Consider the following 23,655-nt stretch of genomic DNA (forward strand, 5'->3'; position numbering starts at 1 on the left):
CATTAACTTGAATAATGAGGGCTTTTTTACTGCACTCAGATTAAATCAGGCAAAAAAATTCGCCAAGGCAATGCCTGGCTCATCAGCGCGCATAAACGCCTCGCCCACCAAAAACGCATTTACATTTTTGCTGCGCATGGCCTGCACATCGGCTGGTGCAAGAATTCCGCTTTCAGTAACTACAATGCGATCACTGCCAATTTTATCGAGCAATTTATAGGTCGTATCCAGAGTCACATCGAAGGTGTGCAGGTTGCGATTATTAATGCCGATTAATTTGTTAGGTAATGCCAGCGCAATATCCAGCTCCTGCTCGTCGTGCACTTCCACCAATACATCCAAACCAATACGTTGTGCCAGGCTATTCAGTTCTGCCAACTTTTCCGGAGAGAGTGCCGCGACAATTAGCAGAACGCAATCAGCTCCCATCGCCCGGGCTTCATATATTTGGTACTCGTCTACCAGAAAGTCCTTGCGAATCACTGGCAAACTAACGGCAGCACGCGCCTGTTGCAGGTAAACATCAGCACCCTGAAAAAAATCGACATCTGTCAAAACTGACAAGCATGCCGCACCACCCTGCTCATAGGAACGCGCAATTTCATCCGGCACAAAATGCTCGCGAATCACCCCCTTACTGGGTGATGCTTTTTTAATCTCAGCGATCACACCTGCCTTGCCTTGCGCGATTTTATTTTCAATCGCTTTTACGAAACCCCGAGTCGGTGTTTGCTGAGCGGCTTGTATTTTTAACTGGTCCAGCGAAACCTGCGCCTTACGCTCGGCGATTTCTTCCCATTTGCGCGCAATAATTTTGCGCAGTACCGTTGGTGTATCAGACATGGAATCTTCCAAAAAACGTGTAACAAAAAGTTATTGCAGATATTGCGTAAATGCGGCTAATTCGCGAATTTTCTCGCCTGCCAAACTGCTGCCAATAGCATCGCGCGCCATTTCAACACCGTCGGACAAACTGCTCGCTACTCCGCTGACATAAATCGCAGCACCCGCATTAAGCGCAATAATATCGGCGGCTTTCTCTGCGTACTGACCACGGCGATTCCCCAGCGCATCGCGAATCAACAGCAGCGAATCTTCAGCATTGGAAACGCTCAAACCAATCAAGCTCTTGGATTGCATACCAAAATCTTCCGGTTTGATGATGTATTCGCGAATTTCACCATTCTTCAACTCTGCGATTTGTGTTTCAGTCGACAGGCTAATTTCATCAAGGCCATCTTTTGCATGCACTACCATCACATGCTCACTGCCCAAACGCCCCAGCACTTCCGCCATAGGCTTGCATAGCTCGCCATTAAATACCCCTATCACCTGGCGCTTCACATTGGCAGGATTTGTCATAGGGCCAAGCATGTTAAAAATAGTACGCATACCCAATTCTTTGCGCGGCCCGATGGCATGGCGCATAGCGCTGTGATGTGCCGGGGCAAACATAAAACCAACACCAATTTCACGCACACAGCGCGCCACCTGCTCGGCGGTGATATCCAGCTTAATACCAGCAGCTTCCAACACATCAGCACTACCCGTTGAGCTGGAGACGGAGCGATTGCCGTGCTTGGCAACTCTTCCACCTGCAGCGGCGACCACAAAAGCACTGGCGGTTGAGATATTAAATAAGTTGGCGCCATCGCCACCGGTACCACAGGTATCTACCAAATAATTCACATCAATATCGACTGGCGTTGCCAGTTCGCGCATCACCATTGCTGCACCGGTAATTTCATCCAGTGTCTCGCCTTTCATGCGCAAGGCAACCAAAAAGCCGCCGATTTGTGCAGGTGTTGCTCCACCAGTCATCACAATACGCATCACCGAGATCATTTCCTCTGTACTCAGGTCGATGCGCGCCACCAATTTTGTTAATGCTTGTTTGATATCCATTGCCTTTTACCTTTTTAGAATTGGCGCCCCCAATCAACAGTGCGCCGTATTTGTTGTCAGTAAGTCAGGAGCGATAAATTCAAATTAATATGCTGTCAAAAAGTTGCGCAGCATATCGTGACCATGTTCCGTTAAAATGGATTCAGGGTGAAACTGAACCCCTTCCAACGCGAGCGTTCTGTGCTTAACACCCATGATTTCAGCCACACTTCCATCGTCATTTTGCGTCCAGGCAGTAATCTCCAGACAATCGGGTAAAGACTCTTTTTCAATCACCAGCGAGTGGTAGCGCGTGGCTTGAAATGGGTTGGCTAACCCGCGAAATATACCAGTGTTACTGTGATAGACCGGTGAGGTTTTACCGTGCATTACATAGGGGGCGCGAATCACTTTACCTCCCAATGCCTGCCCAATACTCTGGTGCCCCAGACAAACCCCCAAAATCGGAATTTTTCCTGCGAAGGTTTGAATAGTCTCAACCGACACACCCGCTTCTGTTGGGGTGCAAGGCCCGGGAGAAATAACAATTTTTTCCGGTGCCAATGTCGCTATCTCATCCAAGGTGATCTCATCATTGCGCACAACCTTGATATCAGCACCCAGCTCACCGAAATATTGCACCAGGTTGTAGGTAAATGAGTCGTAATTATCGATCATTAAAATCATTTTGTATCACCTTTGAGACTTGGCTCACCGACCATATCAACCGCTTTGAAGATTGCCCGGGCTTTATTCATGGTTTCTTTCCACTCCAAGGCCGGCACCGAATCAGCAACAACACCTGCACCAGCCTGCACGTAGAGTTTGCCGTTCTTAATCACGGCTGTGCGAATGGCGATAGCCGTATCCATGTTGCCATTCCAGGCGATATAACCCACTGCGCCGCCATAGATACCGCGCTTTTCCGGCTCCAACTCATCGATAATTTCCATCGCACGAATTTTGGGGGCGCCGCTCAAGGTTCCCGCTGGCAGCGCTGCACGCAACACATCCATTGCCCGCAGCTCCTCTTTTAATGTCCCGGTGACATTGGAGGTAATGTGCATCACATGGGAGTAACGCTCTACCACCATTTTATCTGTCAGTTTTACGCTGCCGATTTTGGCCACGCGCCCCACATCATTGCGCCCCAGATCGATCAACATTAAATGCTCGGCAATTTCCTTGGGATCATTGACCAGCTCAATTTCCAGCGCTTTATCTTCTTCTGCTGTGCGACCACGGCGACGGGTCCCAGCAATCGGACGCACAGTTACTTCACCATCTTCCAAACGCGCCAGAATCTCCGGGCTTGAACCTACAACGTGATGATCACCCAAATCCATGAAATACATATAAGGCGAGGGATTCAGGTTGCGCAATGCGCGATACAGGTTAATTGGCTCACCTGCAAAATCAATAGACATACGCTGGGATACAACCACCTGCATCGTATCGCCAGCCAAGATATAGTTTTTGATTTTATTGACGTAACCGTGAAAATTTTCTTCGCCGCAATTGGAAGTAAAATGAGGCTCGCTATCGCCATTGTTTCCGAGCGACAAACCAGGAGTTGCGGGAATTTCACCGCGCAGCTTCTGTTCCAGCTCATCCAGTCTGGCATTGGCTTTTACAAATGCGTTTTCAACATCAGGATTGGCGTGAATAACAAAAATTAATTTGCCCGCCAAGTTGTCAAATACCAACACCTCATCTGACACGCTCAACAAAATATCAGGCGTACCTATCACATCTTTGGGGGTACTCGCTTTTAAATGCGGCTCGACATAACGGATACAATCGTAAGCAAAGTACCCCACCAGACCACCGGTAAATCGTGGCAAGCCGGGTAGCTCTGGCGCGCGATAGCGCTCCTTAAAGGTCTCTACAAAAGCAAGCGCATCGGCACACTCATGGGTTTCAATAACCTCACCATCACGCTCTACGGTGATTTGATCACCCAAGGCTTTTAATACTGTGCGTGCCGGCAAGCCAATCATGGAGTAGCGGCCCCATTTTTCACCGCCTTGTACAGATTCAAATAAGTAAGAGTAAGGACCGGCGGCGAGTTTGAGGTAAGACGAGAGCGGCGTATCCAAATCGGCCAGGACTTCGCGCATAACCGGAATGCGGTTGTAACCTTGCGCCGCTAATTGAGCAAACTGTTCGGAGTTCATGGGATTACCTTTTGCTTGCCACCCAATCGTGTACAAGTCTTATCGTTATCGGAAATTCGATGTATTAATTTGAGTGCGCGGTTCCATTAACAGGAGCTCATTACGCAAACAGAGAGAAGGCAAGCCATACATCAACCTAAAAGTGACATATAGCAAGATGAACTAGCGGCGCCATCGGGCGGCAAGGTGGGTAGCGCACTCTGTGATGATGGAAGTAGCGTTGTTCACGAGGATGGTTCCTGTTGATCGTGAGGGCAAGTGTACTGAATTAATCTGCACATGCCTACCCTCATTCAACACCTTCATTCAACTTGGGAAACCCAACTTAAACTTGCGCCAACTGTGCACGCATTTCTGCAATAACAGCCTTGTAATCCGGCGCATTAAATATGGCTGAGCCAGCGACAAATGTATCTGCGCCAGCAGCAGCCACTTCGCCAATATTGGCAAGTCCAACACCGCCATCAACCTCCAGACGGATAGGCAAACCACTGGAGTCAATCAGGGTGCGTGCAGCGCGCAACTTATCCAGCACGTAGGGTATAAATTTCTGGCCACCAAAACCGGGGTTAACAGACATTAATAACAGCATATCGAGCTTATCCATCACATAGTGAATCTGCTCCAGTGAACTGGCCGGGTTGAGCACCAAACCGGCCTTACAACCGCGATCTTTAATCAACTGCAATGAGCGATCCACATGGCGCGATGCCTCGGGATGAAACGTAATATAAGTTGCGCCAGCGTCTGCAAATTGAACGATAAGGTCATCAACAGGCTCAACCATTAAATGCACGTCAATCGGTGCCGTTACACCGTAGTTACGCAGGGCCTTACATACCATTGGGCCGACAGTTAAATTTGGCACATAGTGATTATCCATCACATCAAAATGAATAAAGTCAGCACCCGCCTCCAATACAGCATCAACCTCTGCACCCAAACGTGCAAAGTCAGCTGAAAGAATGGACGGTGCAATTTTGTAATCCCGTTTAAAATCTTGCATACGACTCAAGTTCTTCATAATTGTCCCGATATGTATCAACAGCAAGCCCTATTTTAGGCGAAAAGCCACACAACCTACAGCATGCAAGGTCAAACCATGCCATCAGCTCACCACCAAAGGCCAATTAGTTTCGCCAATTACCTTCTCAGCCTACTGCTTGGACTGACATTGTTAGCCGCTGATGGGCATACCCAAGAAACAGAAAATACGGCAGCGCAGAGCGACCCACAACAAAGCGAATCCCAAGCAAGCAGCAGCGTTTCATCGGAGGCACCACCTTATGAATCGCGCGCCATGCGCGACAGAACACTTATCGCCAATGCCCTACAAGATGAAAGCCTGTGGCTGGACACTGAATATGGAAAAATATTGGCGATGCACCGTATCACAGAAGCCAAATCAACTCTCGGCGTATTGCTATTACTACATGCCGCGGAAGATCCTCAACACTGGCCACCAACGTTGGAAAACGTGCGCGCAAACTTGCCACGCTATGGCTGGGAAACTCTCGCCTTGGCCGTGCCGCCAAAAATAGCTCCCCCAATTCCAGCAAGACCCTCCTCATCATCCTCAAGCCAAAGCGATGAGAGCAGTGACGAAAAAAATACTAATGAACCAAGCTCACCTGATGCTGCACCAGCAGCTAGCGCATCAAGCTCAAACTCAAGCTCAAGCTCAAGCTCAAGCTCAAGCGCATCAAGTGTTCCGCGGGAGCAACTGATCGCAGCGTATATAGATGCAGCACTCAACTATTTAAAAGAGAAAAATCAATTCAACGTTGTGGTTCTGACCGATAACAGCAGCGCCTACCCTAGCCTACAAAAACTACTCCCTATGATTAATGACAACCCAAAGGATCCCAAGACTATTGATGGCCCCCTCCAAGCACTCATCATTATCAACCTGCAACAGCAAGAGCCTTTAAACAGAGAGGAATTGGAGAGCATTTTTGACTCGAAACAACTACCGGTAATGGATATTTTTTTTACACCAGATGATGCAGCACAACAAACGGCACGCAACCTTCATCGCGCAGTTGCCATGCGCAAAAAGCTGGATGACTATCAACAATTGCAAATCAACAACCAACCGACCATCACCGAAACCGACTTTCAAAGTTTTCTATTGGGGCGAGTGCGCGGCTTTATGCAGAAAAAAGCCAGCGGGATTGAACTGAAAAAAGAGGATGAAAAAACACCAGGGACCATAAACTAAAAAAGCGGTATCAGCACAAGCCGATACCGCTTTTGGGTTACCCCCTCGACAATGAACATCCTGTTCTCATCGAGCAACTTCCTTACTGCCTACCGAGTGAGTACTCATATTAGGCGCTTCCCTTGACCCTGCTTGGCCAACCTACCTTCCCTGACGACCTCCTTGTTAGATGCCATTCTCCAGTAAGGAAGCCTTTAGGAATAGTCGCAAAGTTCACTGCTTTTTGTAGGAAATTGCCGCTAGCGCCTAGCCGTAATCGGCATGCTTGTGCGCGACATTAACAGCATCACCTCAGCGATAACCCAATATCTGCGCATGTAAATCACCAATAACAGGAGGCTGTGTCGCACGGGTAGCCAAATAATGCATGTTGAATAACTGAAAGTAGCCTAACAATCCATCTGCAGCACGTTGCTCACGAGCCATTTGCAAACATAAACCAGCTGCCTCCGCGGTAGACAGGTAATGCTCCTGATGCGACTTCCTAACCGCATAGCCACGCACAAGTGCCTCCGGCAGCTGTACGCAAGGCACAGTATCCAGCCAGCGACTGAGATGAAACATCCTGCCGCTTTGCTTCCATGTCCCATCCAAAAGGATAAAAGTTGTCAGTTTTCCATCTACCGGTAACTCTCGCACTACTTCACGCTGTATTGAGGCGCTACCGGCAGCTTCTGCCGGAAATACAACAACGCAACGTCGCTGGGTATCATTCAGCAGCGCCAACAATGCAGGATCCGGTTCGGTTCGACTCCAGCAAAATACATGGGTCTGCGCAGGCAATACATCAGCAATAAGCCGTCCGGTATTAGTTGGCTTAAAAACCTCATCACGATGCATCAAGAGCAGAAACTCACAACTTGCCGCCAAGCGTGGTTGCCATGGGCAAATACAGGCAAATGCCGCAAGTTGACAGGCATCACAACGCACCACTGATTTTCCCCGCGCGAGAAACTCACGCGTAGATTCAGCAAGTCGTTGCGCACGTAAACGCAAGTACTGATTGGGATACTCACTTGTCACATTGTTTACTCCAACCACTGCAGATTATCAGCAACAGCTACCAGATAAATAAAAATCACAGACGAAAAAAAAGCGCTCTTAGGAGCGCTTTTTTATTTGGTGCCCTGGGCCGGACTCGAACCGGCACAGCTTTCGCCACTACGACCTCAACATAGCGTGTCTACCAATTCCACCACCGGGGCAAAGACCTTTAATTACTCCTTTTTCTCTTCAGGCTGAGCAGCACTTGGAGCAGCTTCGCTCTGTACTGCAGGCACATCAGAAGGAGTTGTTGTAGCAGCTGGAATCTCACTCGCAGGTACATCAGAAGCCGCAGGAACTTCTTGTTGTTGTAACTCTGCCGGAACAACTAACCCTTTAGTTGCTACCTGAGACTGGTTTTTAGCAATAATCGCTAAACCAAAGCTGGTACAAAAGAAAATTGCTGCAATAACTGCAGTAGCACGAGTAAAAAAGTTACCACTGCCTTCACTGCCAAATACTGTTTGCGATGCACCAGCACCAAACGAAGCACCAGCTGCTGCGCCTTTACCTTGCTGCAATAAAATCAAACCAATAATGGCGATTGCCGCAAGCGAATGAATAATGAGTACTAATTTTTCCATTGCAAAGCTCTCTTGAGCGCTTGATGTAAAGTGCTTATTCAGCGGCCTTACAGATTGCTAGAAACTCGTCAGCATCGAGTGATGCACCGCCGAGCAAGGCACCGTCAATATCGCTTAACGCAAATAACTGCTCTGCGTTGTGAGCCTTAACACTGCCACCATACAATATTCTTACATCTTCACCTATCTCACCCAGTTGGCTGCGCATATATTTATGCACTTCTTCTGCCTGACTCGGTGTTGCTGTTTTACCTGTGCCTACAGCCCAAACAGGCTCATAAGCGAGTACAGCATTGGAAAACATCGACTTATCGACTAAATCAAACACAGCATCAAGCTGGCGACTAATAGTTTGTAGATGCATTCCTTTTTCACGATCTTCAAGAGATTCCCCTACACAGAGTATTGGAATCAAACCTGCCTGTTGAGCTTGAACAAATTTTTCTGCAACTTGAAGGTCAGATTCGCGCTGCATTCGACGGCGCTCATTGTGACCAATTATTACAAATTTGCAATTCAAATCTGCAAGCATTTCGGCAGAAACCTCGCCGGTATAAGCACCTTTTTCATATTCACTTACCGTTTGCGCGCCGATCATAATATCGAGGCCAGACAACACGGTTGCAGCATGAGCGAGATATGGGAAAGGAGGGCAAATTACAACATCAGCGTTACGCTGACCATGCCATCCGACGGCAATTGCTTTTAGTAGCACTGCGTTTTCACGCAAATTACCATTCATCTTCCAGTTGCCAACCACAAGTTGGCGGCGCTTGGTGTTACTTGCTTTAGTCAACAGCAATACCTCCCCCAAAGCGGGCGCTAATCTTAGCCAAGATGATTTCAACATACAACCAAATCTTGGCTTAACATCTGATTTTTATCTGTTTTTTTAAACTAAGCGGAGGAGTATTTTAACTCGTGAGCACAACTTAACCTGACCGGATACATTTTGCGCATTAATGCTGGGGCATATAGCCCCATTCACCTAGAAATCAGTTGAGCGCAGCCTCAACAGTCGCCGCCAGTTCCTGCGCCAATTCCTTGACCTGTTTTTTGTCCTCGCCTTCAACCATGACGCGCACTACAGGCTCAGTACCCGATGGACGAAGCAGTACTCTGCCAGTACCCGCAAGCTTATCCTCAGTGTGCTTAACTGCAGATTGGATCGTCGTATTGCTACTCAAGTCAACGCGCTTTGACATATGCACATTGATCATCACCTGCGGCAACTTGGTCATTGCTTTTTTGAGGCGATGCAACGGCTCCCCCATAGTCGTTACTGCAAGCAGCACTTGCAGCGCGGCAATAATGCCGTCACCTGTCGTGGTCACATTGCTGCATACTATATGACCGGAGTTTTCACCGCCTAAACGCCAACCATTTGCTCTCATCAACTCAATAACATAACGATCACCCACCTTTGCCCGCGCAAAGGGAACATTGAGTTTTTTAAGCCCTAGTTCAAAACCAAAATTACTCATCAAGGTGCCGACAACACCATCGCAACCACCGGCGTATTCATGCTGATAAGCCGCAATGATGTACAGCAATTCATCACCATCGACCAACTCGCCCTTGTGGTCTACAAAGACCACGCGATCGCCATCACCATCAAATGCAATCCCCAAGTCTGCCCCCAGCTCAACAACCTTTTCTTGCAGGGCTTCTGGCTTGGTGGAACCGCAGCTACGATTGATATTTGTGCCGTTGGGTTCAACAAATAAAGGGGTTATGCGTGCGCCCAGCTCAGTAAACACATCAGGCGCGATGTTATAGGTAGCGCCATTCGCGCAATCCAGAACGATATGCATGCCCTTAAGGTTAAATCCCCAAGGCATAGTGCCTTTGCAAAATTCGATATAGCGGCCAGATGCATCTGCAATACGGCGTGCCTTGCCCAGCTTTTCTGCTGTCGACATTTGCTGCTCAAGCTGCTGTTCGATGAGGCTCTCCAACTCATCTGGCAATTTACTGCCATTACCGCCAAAAAACTTGATGCCATTATCAACATAGCTATTGTGTGATGCGCTAATAACTATACCGGCCTGCGCCTTAAAGGTACGGGTCAAATAAGCAACTCCAGGCGTTGGCATTGGCCCCAACAGACCAACGTCTACACCGGCATTAATCAATCCAGCCTGCAATGCAGACTCAAACATATAACCAGAAATACGCGTATCTTTACCAATCAAAATCATATTTTGACCGTCGAAACGATCCTTCAATACACAACCAGCAGCCCAACCCAGCTTGAGCATAAAATCCGGGGTAATGGGGAACTCTCCCACCAAACCGCGAATACCATCTGTACCAAAATACTTGCGAGACATACTTCCTTACTCCGCTATCAATAGGTAGCTGAAACCAATTATGGATTTACAGCAGCAAGAACTTTCAGGACATCAACCGTTTCAGCGACATCATGAACACGAATAATAGATGCACCGCGCTCCGCGGCGAGCAGCGCCAGTGCCAAGCTTCCAGCCAAGCGTTGCTCAACTGGTCGACCAAGCAATTGGGCAACCATGGACTTGCGCGACATACCCACCAACAAAGGCAGCCCCAAGCGCGCGAATTCCGGTAAGCGCTGCAAAAGCGCGAGATTATGCGCGAGCGTTTTACCAAATCCAAACCCAGGGTCGAGGAGGATTTGTTCGCGCGCTATTCCAGCAGCGAGACAATCCGTTATTCGCTGCTGCAGAAAACTGGACACCTGCTCAACCACGTCACTGTAATGGGGATTTTCCTGCATAGTGTCAGGCTCACCCTGCATATGCATCAAACACACAGGCAAACCTGCCGCAGCAGCAGCTGCAAGCGCGCCATCACGTTGCAGCGCACGTACATCATTGATTAGGCCTGCGCCATGTCTGGCCGACTCACGGATGACCTGTGCCGAACTGGTATCCACAGATACCAATGCACCTAATTTACCTGCAACCGCCTCAACTACTGGCACCACACGTTCCAGCTCCTCCTGCTCCGATACCACAGGGGCCCCAGGGCGGGTGGACTCACCACCAATATCTATTATCTGCGCACCTTCCGCTAACATTTGTTCTGCACGGCGCACGGCAAGATCCAGTGATAACCGGTGGTTCTGGTAGTAGCTACCCCCATCCGAGAAGGAGTCTGGTGTTGTATTTAATATACCCATTACCACCGGACGACTCAGGTCCAATAGATGCTTACCACAGCGCAAGCTGGACACAGAAGAAAACATTGGTTTCATAAAAAGGCGGATAGTTTGGTGGGTGGCTATTATAAAACAAGAACCCCGAGCAAGCTCGGGGTTCTTGGTTAGCCTATAAAAGGATTAATGTGTATTGGCTGGACCACCGATAGGACCTGCCGGGTTATCCCCGGAACTGCCTTTTTCCTTTTCTTCCTTCTCGCGCAAGTGACTGTTGAAATCATCATCATTCCAGTCGCGTGGTGGACGTACTTTACGGCGCGCCATCAGATCATCCACCTGATCAGCATCGATAGTTTCATACTCCATTAGTGCGTCTTTCATTGCTTCCAGAATATCGCGGTTATCTTCAAGGATTTTCTGCGCGCGCGCATAGCACTCTTCGATAATGCGACGAACCTCTTCATCAATATTTTTGGAGGTATCATCCGAGTATTGCTGGCTAGCCATACCGGGGTACATTCCTTCTTCTTCACCATAATGAAGAGGCCCAAGCTTGGATGACAAGCCCCACTTGGTCACCATATTGCGTGCAATCGCTGTGGCACGCTCAATGTCGTTAGATGCACCGGTAGTAATACCGTCTTCACCAAGGGTCATCAATTCCGCAATTCGCCCACCAAACAGGGTACAAATACTCGACTCAAGCGCACGACGACTCAAGCTGTATTTGTCTGTCTCAGGCAGAAACTGGGTAACACCCAATGCGCGCCCACGCGGGATAATGGTCACCTTATGAACAGGATCATGCTCTGGCACTATACGACCAACAATGGCATGACCAGCCTCATGATAGGCTGTATTCTCTTTCTCTTTTTCGCTCATCACCATGGTGCGACGCTCCGCGCCCATCATGATTTTATCGCGCGCCTTTTCAAAATCTTCCATTGTCACTAAACGCTTATTGCCACGAGCCGCCATCAGCGCCGCTTCATTCACCAAGTTGGCCAGTTCAGCACCCGAAAACCCTGGTGTGCCGCGAGCAATAACCGAAGCACTGATACGCTCGTCCAGCGGTACTTTGCGCATATGCACTTTCAGGATTTGTTCGCGACCACGGATGTCCGGTAAACCGACATACACCTGGCGATCAAAACGACCTGGACGTAACAACGCCTTATCTAATACATCGGCACGGTTAGTGGCCGCAATAATGATCACGCCATCATTGCCTTCAAAACCGTCCATTTCGACCAATAGCTGGTTAAGGGTTTGCTCACGCTCATCATGACCACCACCATGGCCACCACCGCGATGGCGACCTACGGCATCAATCTCATCGATAAAAATAATACAGGGGGCTTGTTTCTTTGCCTGCTCAAACATATCGCGCACACGACTGGCGCCGACACCGACAAACATTTCAACAAAGTCCGAACCAGAAATGGAGAAGAACGGGACTTTCGCTTCGCCCGCTATCGCCTTAGCCAGCAAGGTTTTACCGGTACCCGGAGGGCCGACCATCAGTACACCACGAGGGATTTGACCGCCCAAACGCTGAAACTTGGAAGGATCGCGCAGGTATTGAACCAGCTCTTGTACTTCCTCTTTGGCTTCATCGACGCCCGCAACATCGGCAAAGGTAGTTTTGATTTGATCCTCACCCAGTAAGCGTGCCTTGCTCTTACCAAAGCTCATGGGGCCGCCTTTACCACCAGCACCGCCTTGCATTTGGCGCATAAAGAACCAGAACACCGCGATAATAATCAAAATGGGAAAACTGGCTACCAATAGCTGGTTCAGCAGGCTGGGCTGCTCAACTTCACGACCTTTGATGGTCACGTTATGATTGTAGAGATCATCAATCAGCTTGGGGTCCTGAACTTGAGGGCGAATGGTCTTGAACGTAGAGCTATCTCTGTTAATACCTTCGATAACCAAACCATCAATGGTCACCTCTTTTACCCGGTCATCGCGCACACTGGCGATAAAATCCGAGTAATTTAACGTGTTGCTCGCTGACTGCTTGTTGAAGCCCTCAAACACACTAAACAGGACTACGGCGATCACCAGCCAGAGCACGAGATTTTTGGTTATATCGTTCAAGGAAAAATCCTCATAGTTACATCATCTTGGTGGAAGCATCTGTATCCAGCATAGCGCTACGACCTACAGAGTCCCAATGGAATTCGCTAATTCTTACACATCTTTGACGTTAAATCGCCGGTTTTTTCCAAGTTTAACCCTTGGCATTTACCACCCATACTCACTTGGCAAAAGCATTGTACGGGAGGGATGATTGGGGCCAGGGGCGCCAAAAACAAGGCCAACCGCCAATTATTGCCATGAAACACCCAGGCTTTCACCACTCCTGTGCCCAAATACAAGCCTTGATAACGAGAATGGAGTAGAATGCGCGCCATTATTTCTTCTATTACTTCAGGTAAGTGTATGCCGATCAACACCGAGCGCAAAAAACAATTTCGTACTATTGGCCACAAGTTAAACCCTATCGTTACCATCGCAGGCAATGGCTTGAGTGATGGCGTTATTGCCGAGCTGAATCGCGCCCTGGATGACCACGAACTGATCAAAGTAAAACTGGCGATTGCCGAGCGCGACGAACGCAAAGAGCTGGTTGCAGAGCTGCTTGGACTACCCAATGTTGAGTTAATTCAGGAGATAGGCAAAGTTGTTTTACTCTATCGCCACAATAAAAAAGCCAATCCGAAGCTGTCTAATCTGCATCGCTAGGAATAAAAAAACCGCCCAAAGGCGGTTTTTTTATAACTGTATGTCAGCAAACTAGATGTGCTCAACCTTATCTATTTCATAGTCGACATCGCCACCCGGTGTTCTCACTACCACAACATCGCCCTCTTCTTTGCCGATCAAGGCGCGTGCGATAGGTGAATTCACTGAAATCTTGTTGGCTTTCACATCAGCTTCATCATCGCCCACGATTTGATAGGTCATCGCCTGATCTGTATCCAGATTAATCATGGTGACGGTGGTACCAAACAGCACTTTACCGGTATGCGGAATCTTGGTGACATCAATAATTTGGGCATTGGAAAGCTTGCCTTCAATTTCATTGATGCGCCCTTCACAAAAACTCTGCTGCTCACGCGCCGCTGAGTATTCTGCGTTTTCCTTCAGGTCACCGTGTTCGCGCGCCTCGGCAATAGCCTGAACAATACGCGGACGTTGAACCTTTTTCAGGTCTTCCAGCTCAAGGCGCAGTTTCTCTGCGCCTTGTTCGGTCATGGGAAATTTAGTGCTCATGCCAGTTCCTTTTAAGAGATTCTGTTGTGCAAGTCTTGCAGACGACGCACTTCAATATCTTTCACTTCTTTGAGTGCCATACAAACCGCAAAGCCAGCCGCCAGGGTGGTGTTGTAATACACGCGATGGTTTTCGGCGCTGCGACGAATTGATGATGAATCGCGGGTAGCCTGACGACCTTCCACGGTATTGATAATCAAGTCGATTTCATCATTTTTAATCATATCAACAATGTGCGGACGACCTTCCTGCACTTTATTCACGATATGCACAGTCAATCCAGCCTTCTCGAGTACAGCAGCAGTACCACGGGTAGCAACCAGCTTGAAGCCGAGCTCGGCCAGATCCTGCCCTACGCTCACTATGCCGTCTTTATCCATGTCGCGAACGCTGATAAAGGCTGTTCCCGAGGTGGGAATACGGTTATTGGCGCCCAACTGTGACTTGCCATAGGCTTCACCGAAGGTATTGCCAACACCCATCACTTCACCGGTTGATTTCATTTCTGGCCCGAGGATCGGGTCAACCGCCGGGAATTTGTTAAAGGGGAACACTGCCTCTTTAACACTGAAGTAGTCAGGAATAATTTCTTTGGTGAAGCCCTGCTCCGCCAATGACATACCTGCCTGACAGCGCGCAGCCACTTTAGCCAGCGACACACCAATACACTTGGAGACAAAAGGAACAGTACGGGATGCACGTGGATTCACTTCAATCACGTAGATCTTGCCGTCCTGATAAGCCAACTGGGTATTCATCAAACCAATAACACCCAATTCGATCGCCATTTGCTTCACTTGTTCACGCATAGCGTCCTGCACATCAGCAGGTAATGAATAAGGTGGCAGCGAACAGGCGGAGTCACCAGAGTGAACGCCACACTGCTCAATGTGCTGCATGATGCCGCCGATAACCACTTGCTTACCGTCAGATACCGAATCGATATCTACTTCAATCGCGTTATTCAGGAAGTGGTCGAGCAACACCGGCGCATCTTCCGACACCTGAACAGCGGTACGCATATAGGTGCGCAGCTCTTCTTCCTTATACACAATCTCCATCGCACGGCCGCCCAACACATAGGATGGACGTACAACCAATGGGTAACCGACTTTGTCCGCCGCGAGCAGTGCTTCTTCGAGAGAGCGCACAATCGCATTAGGCGGCTGTAACAAGCCCAGCTTGTGGATCATTTGTTGGAAGCGTTCGCGGTCTTCGGCTTTATCGATTGCGTCCGGGCTGGTGCCGATGATAGGTACACCTTCGGCCTCTAGCGCGCGAGCCAATTTCAGCGGCGTTTGACCACCAAATTGCACAATCACGCCAACCGGCTTTTCTTTGTGGACGATTTCCAGCACATCTTCCAGAGTCACAGGTTCAAAGAACAGGCGATCGGATGTGTCGTAGTCAGTCGATACGGTTTCAGGGTTACAGTTAACCATGATGGTTTCGTAACCGTCTTCACGCATAGCCAGCGCTGCGTGCACACAGCAGTAATCAAACTCGATACCTTGACCGATACGGTTAGGCCCACCACCGATAACCAGAATTTTCTTCTTGTCACTCGGGTTAGCTTCACACTCTTCTTCATAGGTTGAATACATATAGGCAGTCGAGGTAGAGAACTCGGCGGCACAGGTATCCACACGTTTGTATGCAGGGCGAATATTTAAACCCTGGCGATAATGACGCACGGCTTTTTCAGTGGCGCCCAACAACAATGCCAAACGCTTATCCGAGAAGCCTTTGCGCTTCAGTCTGAACAGTTGCTCCGCATTCAAGTCGTTGAGTGACTTGCCACGCAGTGACTGTTCGATATCAATTAACTCTTTGATTTGCACCAGGAACCAGGGGTCGATTTTTGACAGGTTGAATGCATCATCCACACTCAGCCCCATACGGAATGCATCGCCCACGAACCAAATACGCTCAGCACCTGGAGTTGCCAGTTCACGGCGAATCTTGGCTTGTCCTTCTTCGCTGGTCACATCTACTTTGGATTCAAAACCGGCAGAGCCCACTTCCAAACCGCGCAAGGCTTTTTGCAAGGATTCCTGGAAGGTGCGCCCAATGGCCATCACTTCGCCCACAGATTTCATTTGCGTCGTTAGACGTGCATCTGCTTCACCGAATTTTTCAAAGGTAAAACGCGGCACCTTGGTGACTACATAATCGATGGATGGCTCAAACGAGGCTGGTGTTGCGCCGCCGGTAATTTCGTTTTGCAGTTCATCCAGGGTGTAACCAATCGCCAGTTTTGCTGCGATTTTTGCAATAGGGAAACCCGTTGCTTTAGAGGCGAGAGCCGATGAGCGCGATACACGCGGGTTCATCTCGATTACCACCATGCGGCCATCAACCGGATTCACCGCAAATTGCACGTTGGAACCACCGGTTTCCACACCGATTTCACGCAATACCGCAATCGATGCATTACGCATGATTTGGTATTCCTTATCGGTGAGGGTTTGCGCTGGCGCTACGGTAATAGAGTCACCGGTGTGCACACCCATGGGGTCAAAGTTTTCGATGGAGCAGACGATAATGCAGTTGTCGTTTTTGTCGCGAACCACTTCCATCTCGTACTCTTTCCAGCCGAGCAAGGATTCGTCGATCAACAATTCGTTGGTGGGAGACAGATCCAACCCGCGGGTACAGATTTCTTCAAACTCTTCCCAGTTGTAGGCGATACCGCCACCCGAACCGCCCATGGTAAATGACGGGCGAATAATGCAAGGGAAACCAAATTCTTTCGGAACTTCTTTGGCCTCTTCCATGGTGTGAACGATTTTGGCACGCGCACATTCCAAGCCAATACGTTTCATCGCCTGGTCAAATAGATTGCGGTCTTCCGCCATGTTGATGGCTTCTTCTTTCGCGCCAATCAACTCCACATTGTACTTTTCCAACACACCGTTTTTAGCCAGCGCCAGTGCGCAGTTCAGTGCGGTTTGACCGCCCATGGTGGGCAGGATGACATCGGGGCGTTCTTTTTCGATGATCCTGGCAACGGTTTGCCACTCAATCGGCTCAATGTAGGTTGCATCTGCCATGGCAGGGTCGGTCATGATGGTGGCCGGGTTGGAGTTCACCAAAATAACGCGGTAACCCTCTTCACGCAGGGCTTTACAGGCTTGCGCACCCGAGTAGTCAAATTCACAGGCCTGGCCGATTACAATCGGGCCAGCACCGAGTATCAATACACTATTTATGTCTGTACGTTTTGGCATGTCTGCTCCGATTAGGACGCCTTGCGCGCTTGCATCAATTCAATAAAGTGGTCGAATAAGGTATCGGCATCGTGTGGGCCGGGGCTGGCTTCGGGGTGACCCTGGAAGCTGAACGCGGCTTTATCGGTGCGATGAATACCCTGCAAGGAACCATCAAACAAGGATTTATGAGTCGCCTTGAGGTTGGCAGGCAAGCTGGATTCTTCCACCGCAAAACCGTGGTTCTGTGCGGTGATCATCACACGCTTGGTTTCCAGATCCTGCACGGGGTGGTTGCCGCCGTGGTGGCCAAATTTCATTTTGATCGTTTTGGCACCGGACGCCAGCGCCAGCAATTGGTGACCAAGGCAAATCCCGAATACCGGAATATCAGTTTCCAAAATGGACTTGATGGCCTCAATGGCGTAAGTACATGGCTCAGGATCGCCAGGGCCATTGGAGAGGAATACACCGTCCGGATTCAGCGCTAATACGTCAGCGGCAGTGGTTTTGGCAGGCACCACAATGAGTTCGCAATCGCGATCAGCGAGCATACGCAGAATATTGCGCTTAACACCGTAATCGTAAGCCACGACTTTGAATTTTTTCGCACCGGCCAACACCTTATGACCTTCGCCCAAAGTCCAGCTACTTTCATTCCAGGTGTATGACTCACTCACCGTCACTTCTTTAGCGAGATCGAGGCCTTTCAACCCACCGAATGCTTTGGCAGCAGCCAGCGCTTTGGCTTCATCAACGTCATCGCCCGCCATCAGGCAACCGTTTTGAGCACCTTTGTCGCGTAGGATACGGGTCAAGCGGCGGGTGTCTATATCGGCGATGCCGATGACATTACGCGCTTTCAGATAATCGGAGAGGCTTTCCTGATTGCGGAAGTTGCTGGCCAGCAGCGGCAGATCGCGAATCACCAGGCCAGTAGCCCAAATACGTTCGCATTCTTCATCTTCGCTGTTGGTACCGGTATTACCGATATGGGGATAAGTGAGGGTAACAATTTGCTGGGCATAGGATGGGTCGGTAAGGATTTCCTGATAACCGGTGATCGCGGTATTAAATACCACCTCACCGACAGATAAACCTTCAGCACCAATCGCGGTACCACGGAACACACTACCGTCGGCAAGGACCAAAATGGCCTTCTTCGGGGCAGGAAGGGATTCCTGAGTAGTCAAAACAACCTCCTGAGCTGGTTGGGTTTTGGCTTGGAGAACACCGACAGCACCTTAACAATGGACTGCGGTAATACCCTTAAAGCAAGCTAATAAATCGTTATGGATTCGTCACCAGATTCGCACAGACGTTCAGTTTTTTTGGGCTCAAAAAGTCAGTCGCACTGACACGGATAAGGTGGGCGGCGCGATAAGTTATTGAGTACAAAGGCAAAATTAATCTGGCTGTAAAACGTCTGGTTGTAAAAAAGCGAGATGAAACTCTAATCTCATCTCGCTTTTTTATGTTCTTGTGCGAACCGTTTTGTATTCTGTGTCGCCCTATTTTTCAACCGGGCGCAATCTGACCGCGGATTCTACGGGACTCGCGCCTGCCTGTCCAATGGATATTGCCCTAATTAGAGTCAAGCACGCGACGGGCGAAATAACTTACCCAAAAGACTGACAACTGCCAGCACCAACGCACCAATCACCACACCTGCCAAGCCATTGAATAGCGACGATGTTAGCCAGCCCAGGGGTTCCGTCGCCGCGGCGACAGATTCGACCCAGTGATGGAATAGCGGAATACTGTGAGTCACTATGCCACCACCCACCATAAACATGGCAGCAGTGCCCAACACCGACAGTAATTTCATTAGTTTGGGGGCGGCAGCCAATAAAAACTGGCCAAGTAATTGTGCTGCGCCATTGGATTTTTTGCACAGATGCGCGCCAAGATCATCCAGCTTAACGATAAGGGCAACAAAACCATAAACCCCAATCGTCATGATGGCGGCAATCGCGACTACCACAGCAGCTTGCTTGGCGAAGGTCGCGGCGGCAACCGTGCCAAGAGCAATAACGATAATTTCTGCTGAAAGAATAAAATCCGTGCGCACGGCACCTTTTATTTTTTCTTTTTCAAAGGCAACCATATCGATCGCAGGATTAGCAACAGCGGACATGAGTTCACGATTGCGCTGATCACTTTCCTCTTTGGGATGAAAATAAGTGTGCGCCAGTTTTTCAAAACCTTCAAAACACAAATAGGCACCGCCGACCATTAGCAGCGGCACAATGAGCCAGGGAATAAATGCACTGATTGCCAAAGCGGCAGGCACCAGAATTAATTTATTTACTGCCGAGCCTTTAGCGACAGCCCACACAACCGGTAATTCACGCTCCGCTCGCACACCGGCAACTTGCTGCGCATTGAGCGCCAAATCATCCCCCAAAACACCCGCGGTTTTTTTCGCGGCAACTTTGGTCATTACCGCCACATCGTCCAATACTGTGGCGATATCGTCGAGCAACATCAATAAGCTGGAACCGGCCATAACACACCTTGTCGTGTAGGTTGGGCAACAATGCCCAATAAGGCTTTTAAACATTTATGTCAGGCATTGCTGCCGAACCTACGCAAAATCAACGCAAACCCAACACATCCTGCATATCAAACAAACCGGATTTTTGTTGTTGCAACCATACCGCGGCACGTACTGCACCATTAGCAAATGCCAAACGGCTTGATGCTTTGTGAGTGATTTCCACGCGCTCGCCATCGGCCATAAACATAACCGTGTGATCGCCCACTACATCGCCGCCACGCACAGTGGCAAAACCAATAGTGTCGCGCGGGCGCGGGCCAATTTGACCTTCGCGACCATAAACGGCGACTTTATCCAAATCGCGCTCCAAGGCATTTGCCAACACTTCACCCATACGCACCGCAGTACCTGAAGGTGAATCTACTTTATGGCGATGATGGGCTTCGTAGACTTCTACATCGTACTCATCGCCCAATACGCGCGCAGCTAAATCCAGCAATTTAAAACACAGGTTGACGCCAGTGGAAAAATTGGCCGACAGCAATAATGGAATTTGAGTTTGGTAAGCAAGCAATTCGGCTTTTTCTGCCGCACTAAAACCGGTAGTGCCAATCACGATGGGCTTGTTGTGTGCCGCACATAGTTTTACATGCTCCAGTGTTGCCAGGGGCGAACTGAAATCAATCAACACATCAAACTGATCAATCACTGCAGCAATATTATCAACCAATGTTATGCCGAGTTTTCCTACGTTACCCAACTCACCGGCATCCACACCAACCAGCGAACTGCCGGTGCGCACAGTGGCGGCGCCCAGCGTGGTGTGTGGATGTTTTTGAGTGGCTTCAATCAGCGCCTTACCCATACGGCCTGCGGCCCCCGCAATTGCAATTCGTGTCATTGCTTTAGTCTCAATCAAAGATGGTTATAAAAATAGTCGCTGTGCTATATCAAAGTTGCATCAAAAAGATGTCAAAAAATTATTCGTCGTCTTCACTGTTGAACAAATGCCCGAGCTTACCTTTTTTAGTTTCAAGGTATTTGGCATTGTGCGGGTTACGGCCGGTTTGATGGGGCAAGCGCTCAACAATATTAACGCCCATATCCTGCAAGGCTTTTACTTTGCGCGGATTATTGGTCAGCAATTTTAATGACTGGATATTAAGGTGTTCGATCATGGGCTTCAGGATCGAGTAGTCGCGCATGTCTGCACCAAAACCCAGTTGCTCATTGGCCTCCACTGTATCAGCCCCCTGATCCTGCAAATGATAAGCTTTGATTTTATTAAGCAAACCTATGCCACGCCCTTCCTGGCGCAAATAAAAAATAACGCCGCGCCCAGCCAGTGCCACCTTATGCATGGCAGCTTGCAATTGTGGACCACAATCGCAGCGCATACTAAACAGTGCATCGCCGGTTAAACATTCAGAATGCACCCGTGCGAGCACAGGCTCGTCAGTGCTGACATCGCCCATGGTGAGCACTACATGCTCTTTGTCATTTTCGGCATCGCAAAAGCCATGCATGACAAAAATGCCCCAGGGGGTTGGTAATTTGGAAGATTCAACAAAACGAACGGTCACAGAAACCTCACAAAATAGGCAAGCAGTTGCAGCACAATCAGTGCATAGATTCCGGCCAGCAGATCATCGACCATGATGCCAAAACCACCGTGAACTTTTTTATCCAGCCAATTGATTGGCCAAGGTTTGATAATGTCGAAAAAGCGAAACAGTACGAAGCCAACGACAATCCAGATCCAACCGGCAGGCGCCATAAACATAGTCACCCAGAAGCCGACAAATTCATCCCACACAATACCGCCGTGATCGTGCACTCCCAGCGCTTTGGAGGAGCGTTCACACCAGAATACGCCCAGCGCAAAGGTGACTAGCAACCAACTGAGGTAAACCGGCCAGGTTAAATGTTGCAGCAATAAAAAAAATGGAATCGCTGCCAGAGTGCCAAAGGTACCTGGCGCTTTGGGAGCCAAACCGCTGCCGAAACCAAAGGCGAACAGATGATCCGGATGGCTAAAAACCTGTTTCAAGCTGGGGGTATTCATAGTTTTTCTGACATCACTCAAAGTGTTGGTACCCGGTTTTGGCGAGAACAAAGGGCTCGCCCTCCAATTCACAGACAACCTGATTACCGGGAATAATTTCGCCAATAACAGTTGCGTTTAATTTTCCCTGCGCAATTAACATAGCGATGTCGGCCATTTTTTCCGGCGGCAGGGTAAAACACAGTTCGTAATCATCGCCACCGCTGAGCGCCCACTGGTAAGCCTGTGAAGTATTATTCAAGGCTTTCACCGCAGGCGATAAAGGAATATTTTCCACATCGATTACCGCCCCCACATCGCTGGCATCACAAATATGTTGCAAGTCAGCCACCAAGCCATCGGAAATATCCAGCGCACTGGTCGCCATGTCGCGAATCAATGCAGATTCTTGCAAGCGCGGCGTTGGGCGATAAAAACGGGACAATAAATAATCCCGGTGTTCAGGCGCAAACGATTGTGTCTGCTGGATTACTGCCAAGGCGGCAGCACCATCACCCAGGGCATTGGTGACCAGAATAAAATCGCCGATGTTGGCGCCATCGCGCCGCATCGCCTGATGCGCTTGCGTGGCGCCCATCACCTGAATCGTAATCGACAAGGGGCCAGAAGTAGTATCGCCACCGACCAGCGCAATTCCATAATCGCGCGCGCAGCTAAATAAACCGCGACTGAAACGGCGCAGCCACTCTTCATTGGCCTCAGGTAATGTCAGTGCAAGCGTAAACCATAAGGGGTCGGCGCCCATGGCAGCCAGATCGCTTAAATTGGTTCGCAATGCACGTTGGGCAATTAATTCCGGATCGGCATCTGCAGGAAAATGTACACCTGCAACCAGTGTATCTACCGACACGGCCAATTGTTTTCCTGCGGGAATTTGCAGGAGCGCACAGTCGTCGCCAATACCCAGCAATACCCCTTCGGCAGGCTGCTCGGCTTGCTCGCGCTGGAAAAATTGCTGGATTAATTGAAATTCACTGGGCACGGTAAGGGTCGGCGATGATGAGGCAGGAAAGAAAAAGGTGAGCAGGGCTCACCTTGGTCGTCACACACAATACTAGCGGCTTTTACGCTCGGCATTCACTTCCAAAGAGCGCAACACAGCAGCAGTTTTATCCAACACACCGTTGATAAATTTGTGGCTGTCTTCTGCTCCAAATTTTTTGGCCAGTGCTACTGCTTCATTGATAACCACTTTGTAGGGCACATCGATGCGGAATTTGAATTCATAGGTTGCCATGCGCAACAGCGCGCGGGTAATTGCATCCAACTCATCCAAAGAACGGTCCACCAAAAATGGAGTGAACATGGCTTCCAAATCACTGAGGTGCTCAGGCACTGCGTGCAAAATATCGTGGAAGTATTCAACATCCACTTTGCTCATATCGTTGTCGGTACGAAATTCCGCTTCAATGGCATTAATGCTGGAACCTGCCATTTGCCATTGGTAAAGCGCCTGCATGGCATAGTGGCGCGCCATGCGGCGAGTTGCAGCGGTGTGGCCTTTTTGCTGGCCTGAAGGAGTGCTCATGAACAATTACCTGATAAAGAAC

The 23,655-nt window shown here is 49.3% G+C and carries 22 protein-coding genes and 1 tRNA gene; 2 read left to right on the forward strand and 21 right to left on the reverse strand.

The window, feature by feature from the left end:
- Positions 1–45: 45 nt before the first annotated feature.
- The 5 genes from trpC to rpe all read right to left on the reverse strand — a co-directional run bounded on the left by trpC (position 46) and on the right by rpe (position 5,085).
- The gene (gene trpC, locus B0D95_RS08795) at positions 46–843 is read right to left on the reverse strand and encodes an indole-3-glycerol phosphate synthase TrpC (protein ID WP_210403698.1); all 798 of its coding nucleotides are present in this window, start codon (positions 841–843) and stop codon (positions 46–48) included.
- A gap of 30 nt (positions 844–873) precedes the next feature.
- Positions 874–1,905 carry an anthranilate phosphoribosyltransferase gene (gene trpD / locus B0D95_RS08800; RefSeq protein WP_078043556.1) on the reverse strand — a complete coding sequence of 344 codons (1,032 nt, stop codon included), beginning with the start codon at positions 1,903–1,905 and terminating at the stop codon, positions 874–876.
- Positions 1,906–1,989: 84 nt separating this feature from the next.
- Entirely contained in the window at positions 1,990–2,571 is a 582-nt protein-coding gene (locus tag B0D95_RS08805; RefSeq protein WP_078043557.1) for an aminodeoxychorismate/anthranilate synthase component II, read from the reverse strand.
- Entirely contained in the window at positions 2,568–4,061 is a 1,494-nt protein-coding gene (gene trpE / locus B0D95_RS08810; protein ID WP_078043558.1) for an anthranilate synthase component I, read from the reverse strand. The genes B0D95_RS08805 and trpE overlap by 4 nt, the downstream gene beginning before the upstream one ends.
- Positions 4,062–4,386: 325 nt before the next feature.
- Positions 4,387–5,085, reverse strand: a complete 699-nt coding sequence (gene rpe / locus B0D95_RS08815) for a ribulose-phosphate 3-epimerase (RefSeq protein WP_246841760.1) — start codon at positions 5,083–5,085, stop codon at positions 4,387–4,389.
- 150 nt (positions 5,086–5,235) lie between these two features.
- On the opposite strand from rpe, the gene B0D95_RS08820 reads away from it, so the two are divergent.
- Positions 5,236–6,282 (forward strand): DUF3530 family protein, encoded by a 1,047-nt coding sequence (locus B0D95_RS08820; protein WP_168172428.1) that lies wholly within the window; start codon positions 5,236–5,238, stop codon positions 6,280–6,282.
- A 291-nt stretch (positions 6,283–6,573) separates the two neighbouring features.
- Here B0D95_RS08820 and B0D95_RS08825 read toward each other — a convergent pair whose 3' ends face one another.
- From B0D95_RS08825 to ftsH, 7 genes are all read right to left on the reverse strand, one after another.
- Positions 6,574–7,305 (reverse strand): tRNA-uridine aminocarboxypropyltransferase, encoded by a 732-nt coding sequence (locus B0D95_RS08825; protein WP_078043561.1) that lies wholly within the window; start codon positions 7,303–7,305, stop codon positions 6,574–6,576.
- 97 nt (positions 7,306–7,402) lie between these two features.
- Positions 7,403–7,487: transfer RNA gene (locus B0D95_RS08830), tRNA-Leu, on the reverse strand.
- A 12-nt stretch (positions 7,488–7,499) separates the two neighbouring features.
- Entirely contained in the window at positions 7,500–7,910 is a 411-nt protein-coding gene (secG, locus tag B0D95_RS08835; RefSeq protein WP_078043562.1) for a preprotein translocase subunit SecG, read from the reverse strand.
- A gap of 34 nt (positions 7,911–7,944) precedes the next feature.
- Entirely contained in the window at positions 7,945–8,652 is a 708-nt protein-coding gene (tpiA, locus tag B0D95_RS08840; protein ID WP_246841787.1) for a triose-phosphate isomerase, read from the reverse strand.
- A 253-nt stretch (positions 8,653–8,905) separates the two neighbouring features.
- Positions 8,906–10,243 (reverse strand): phosphoglucosamine mutase, encoded by a 1,338-nt coding sequence (glmM, locus tag B0D95_RS08845; RefSeq protein ID WP_078043564.1) that lies wholly within the window; start codon positions 10,241–10,243, stop codon positions 8,906–8,908.
- Between the two features lie 38 nt (positions 10,244–10,281).
- On the reverse strand, positions 10,282–11,145 hold the full coding sequence (gene folP / locus B0D95_RS08850) for a dihydropteroate synthase (RefSeq protein ID WP_078043565.1): 864 nt from the start codon (positions 11,143–11,145) through the stop codon (positions 10,282–10,284).
- A gap of 84 nt (positions 11,146–11,229) precedes the next feature.
- Positions 11,230–13,152, reverse strand: a complete 1,923-nt coding sequence (ftsH, locus tag B0D95_RS08855; protein WP_078043566.1) for an ATP-dependent zinc metalloprotease FtsH — start codon at positions 13,150–13,152, stop codon at positions 11,230–11,232.
- Positions 13,153–13,497: 345 nt separating this feature from the next.
- On the opposite strand from ftsH, the gene B0D95_RS08865 reads away from it, so the two are divergent.
- Complete coding sequence (locus tag B0D95_RS08865; protein WP_078043568.1) at positions 13,498–13,800, forward strand: YhbY family RNA-binding protein; 303 nt, start codon at positions 13,498–13,500, stop codon at positions 13,798–13,800.
- 51 nt (positions 13,801–13,851) lie between these two features.
- Here the strand turns inward: B0D95_RS08865 and greA are convergent, their stop codons facing one another.
- The 9 genes from greA to nusB form a co-directional block, all read right to left on the reverse strand.
- Entirely contained in the window at positions 13,852–14,331 is a 480-nt protein-coding gene (greA, locus tag B0D95_RS08870; RefSeq protein WP_078043569.1) for a transcription elongation factor GreA, read from the reverse strand.
- 11 nt (positions 14,332–14,342) lie between these two features.
- The gene (gene carB, locus B0D95_RS08875; RefSeq protein WP_078043570.1) at positions 14,343–17,561 is read right to left on the reverse strand and encodes a carbamoyl-phosphate synthase large subunit; all 3,219 of its coding nucleotides are present in this window, start codon (positions 17,559–17,561) and stop codon (positions 14,343–14,345) included.
- Positions 17,562–17,572: 11 nt separating this feature from the next.
- Positions 17,573–18,733 (reverse strand): glutamine-hydrolyzing carbamoyl-phosphate synthase small subunit, encoded by a 1,161-nt coding sequence (gene carA, locus B0D95_RS08880; RefSeq protein WP_078043571.1) that lies wholly within the window; start codon positions 18,731–18,733, stop codon positions 17,573–17,575.
- A gap of 401 nt (positions 18,734–19,134) precedes the next feature.
- Complete coding sequence (locus B0D95_RS08885) at positions 19,135–20,049, reverse strand: DUF808 domain-containing protein (RefSeq protein ID WP_078043572.1); 915 nt, start codon at positions 20,047–20,049, stop codon at positions 19,135–19,137.
- An 88-nt stretch (positions 20,050–20,137) separates the two neighbouring features.
- The gene (dapB, locus tag B0D95_RS08890; RefSeq protein WP_078043573.1) at positions 20,138–20,941 is read right to left on the reverse strand and encodes a 4-hydroxy-tetrahydrodipicolinate reductase; all 804 of its coding nucleotides are present in this window, start codon (positions 20,939–20,941) and stop codon (positions 20,138–20,140) included.
- Positions 20,942–21,020: 79 nt separating this feature from the next.
- Positions 21,021–21,623 carry a GTP cyclohydrolase II gene (gene ribA, locus B0D95_RS08895; protein ID WP_078043574.1) on the reverse strand — a complete coding sequence of 201 codons (603 nt, stop codon included), beginning with the start codon at positions 21,621–21,623 and terminating at the stop codon, positions 21,021–21,023.
- The gene (locus tag B0D95_RS08900; protein ID WP_078043575.1) at positions 21,620–22,105 is read right to left on the reverse strand and encodes a phosphatidylglycerophosphatase A; all 486 of its coding nucleotides are present in this window, start codon (positions 22,103–22,105) and stop codon (positions 21,620–21,622) included. The genes ribA and B0D95_RS08900 overlap by 4 nt, the downstream gene beginning before the upstream one ends.
- Before the next feature lie 13 nt (positions 22,106–22,118).
- The gene (gene thiL / locus B0D95_RS08905) at positions 22,119–23,087 is read right to left on the reverse strand and encodes a thiamine-phosphate kinase (protein ID WP_078043576.1); all 969 of its coding nucleotides are present in this window, start codon (positions 23,085–23,087) and stop codon (positions 22,119–22,121) included.
- 72 nt (positions 23,088–23,159) lie between these two features.
- Positions 23,160–23,633, reverse strand: coding sequence for a transcription antitermination factor NusB (nusB, locus tag B0D95_RS08910; protein WP_078043577.1), 474 nt, complete (start codon positions 23,631–23,633; stop codon positions 23,160–23,162).
- Positions 23,634–23,655: the final 22 nt, after the last annotated feature.

The organism is Cellvibrio sp. PSBB023, from assembly GCF_002007605.1.
Classification (GTDB): Bacteria; Pseudomonadota; Gammaproteobacteria; order Pseudomonadales; family Cellvibrionaceae; genus Cellvibrio.

Excerpts from the sequence above, each read along its gene's own strand:
- trpC (WP_210403698.1), bottom strand. The coding sequence starts at position 843 with ATGTCTGATACACCAACGGTACTGCGCAAAATTATTGCGCGCAAATGG.
- trpD (WP_078043556.1), bottom strand. The coding sequence starts at position 1,905 with ATGGATATCAAACAAGCATTAACAAAATTGGTGGCGCGCATCGACCTG.
- B0D95_RS08805 (WP_078043557.1), bottom strand. The coding sequence starts at position 2,571 with ATGATTTTAATGATCGATAATTACGACTCATTTACCTACAACCTGGTG.
- trpE (WP_078043558.1), bottom strand. The coding sequence starts at position 4,061 with ATGAACTCCGAACAGTTTGCTCAATTAGCGGCGCAAGGTTACAACCGC.
- rpe (WP_246841760.1), bottom strand. The coding sequence starts at position 5,085 with ATGAAGAACTTGAGTCGTATGCAAGATTTTAAACGGGATTACAAAATT.
- secG (WP_078043562.1), bottom strand. The coding sequence starts at position 7,910 with ATGGAAAAATTAGTACTCATTATTCATTCGCTTGCGGCAATCGCCATT.
- tpiA (WP_246841787.1), bottom strand. The coding sequence starts at position 8,652 with ATGAATGGTAATTTGCGTGAAAACGCAGTGCTACTAAAAGCAATTGCC.
- glmM (WP_078043564.1), bottom strand. The coding sequence starts at position 10,243 with ATGTCTCGCAAGTATTTTGGTACAGATGGTATTCGCGGTTTGGTGGGA.
- folP (WP_078043565.1), bottom strand. The coding sequence starts at position 11,145 with ATGAAACCAATGTTTTCTTCTGTGTCCAGCTTGCGCTGTGGTAAGCAT.
- B0D95_RS08865 (WP_078043568.1), top strand. The coding sequence starts at position 13,498 with ATGCCGATCAACACCGAGCGCAAAAAACAATTTCGTACTATTGGCCAC.
- greA (WP_078043569.1), bottom strand. The coding sequence starts at position 14,331 with ATGAGCACTAAATTTCCCATGACCGAACAAGGCGCAGAGAAACTGCGC.
- carB (WP_078043570.1), bottom strand. The coding sequence starts at position 17,561 with ATGCCAAAACGTACAGACATAAATAGTGTATTGATACTCGGTGCTGGC.
- B0D95_RS08885 (WP_078043572.1), bottom strand. The coding sequence starts at position 20,049 with ATGGCCGGTTCCAGCTTATTGATGTTGCTCGACGATATCGCCACAGTA.
- dapB (WP_078043573.1), bottom strand. The coding sequence starts at position 20,941 with ATGACACGAATTGCAATTGCGGGGGCCGCAGGCCGTATGGGTAAGGCG.
- B0D95_RS08900 (WP_078043575.1), bottom strand. The coding sequence starts at position 22,105 with ATGAATACCCCCAGCTTGAAACAGGTTTTTAGCCATCCGGATCATCTG.
- nusB (WP_078043577.1), bottom strand. The coding sequence starts at position 23,633 with ATGAGCACTCCTTCAGGCCAGCAAAAAGGCCACACCGCTGCAACTCGC.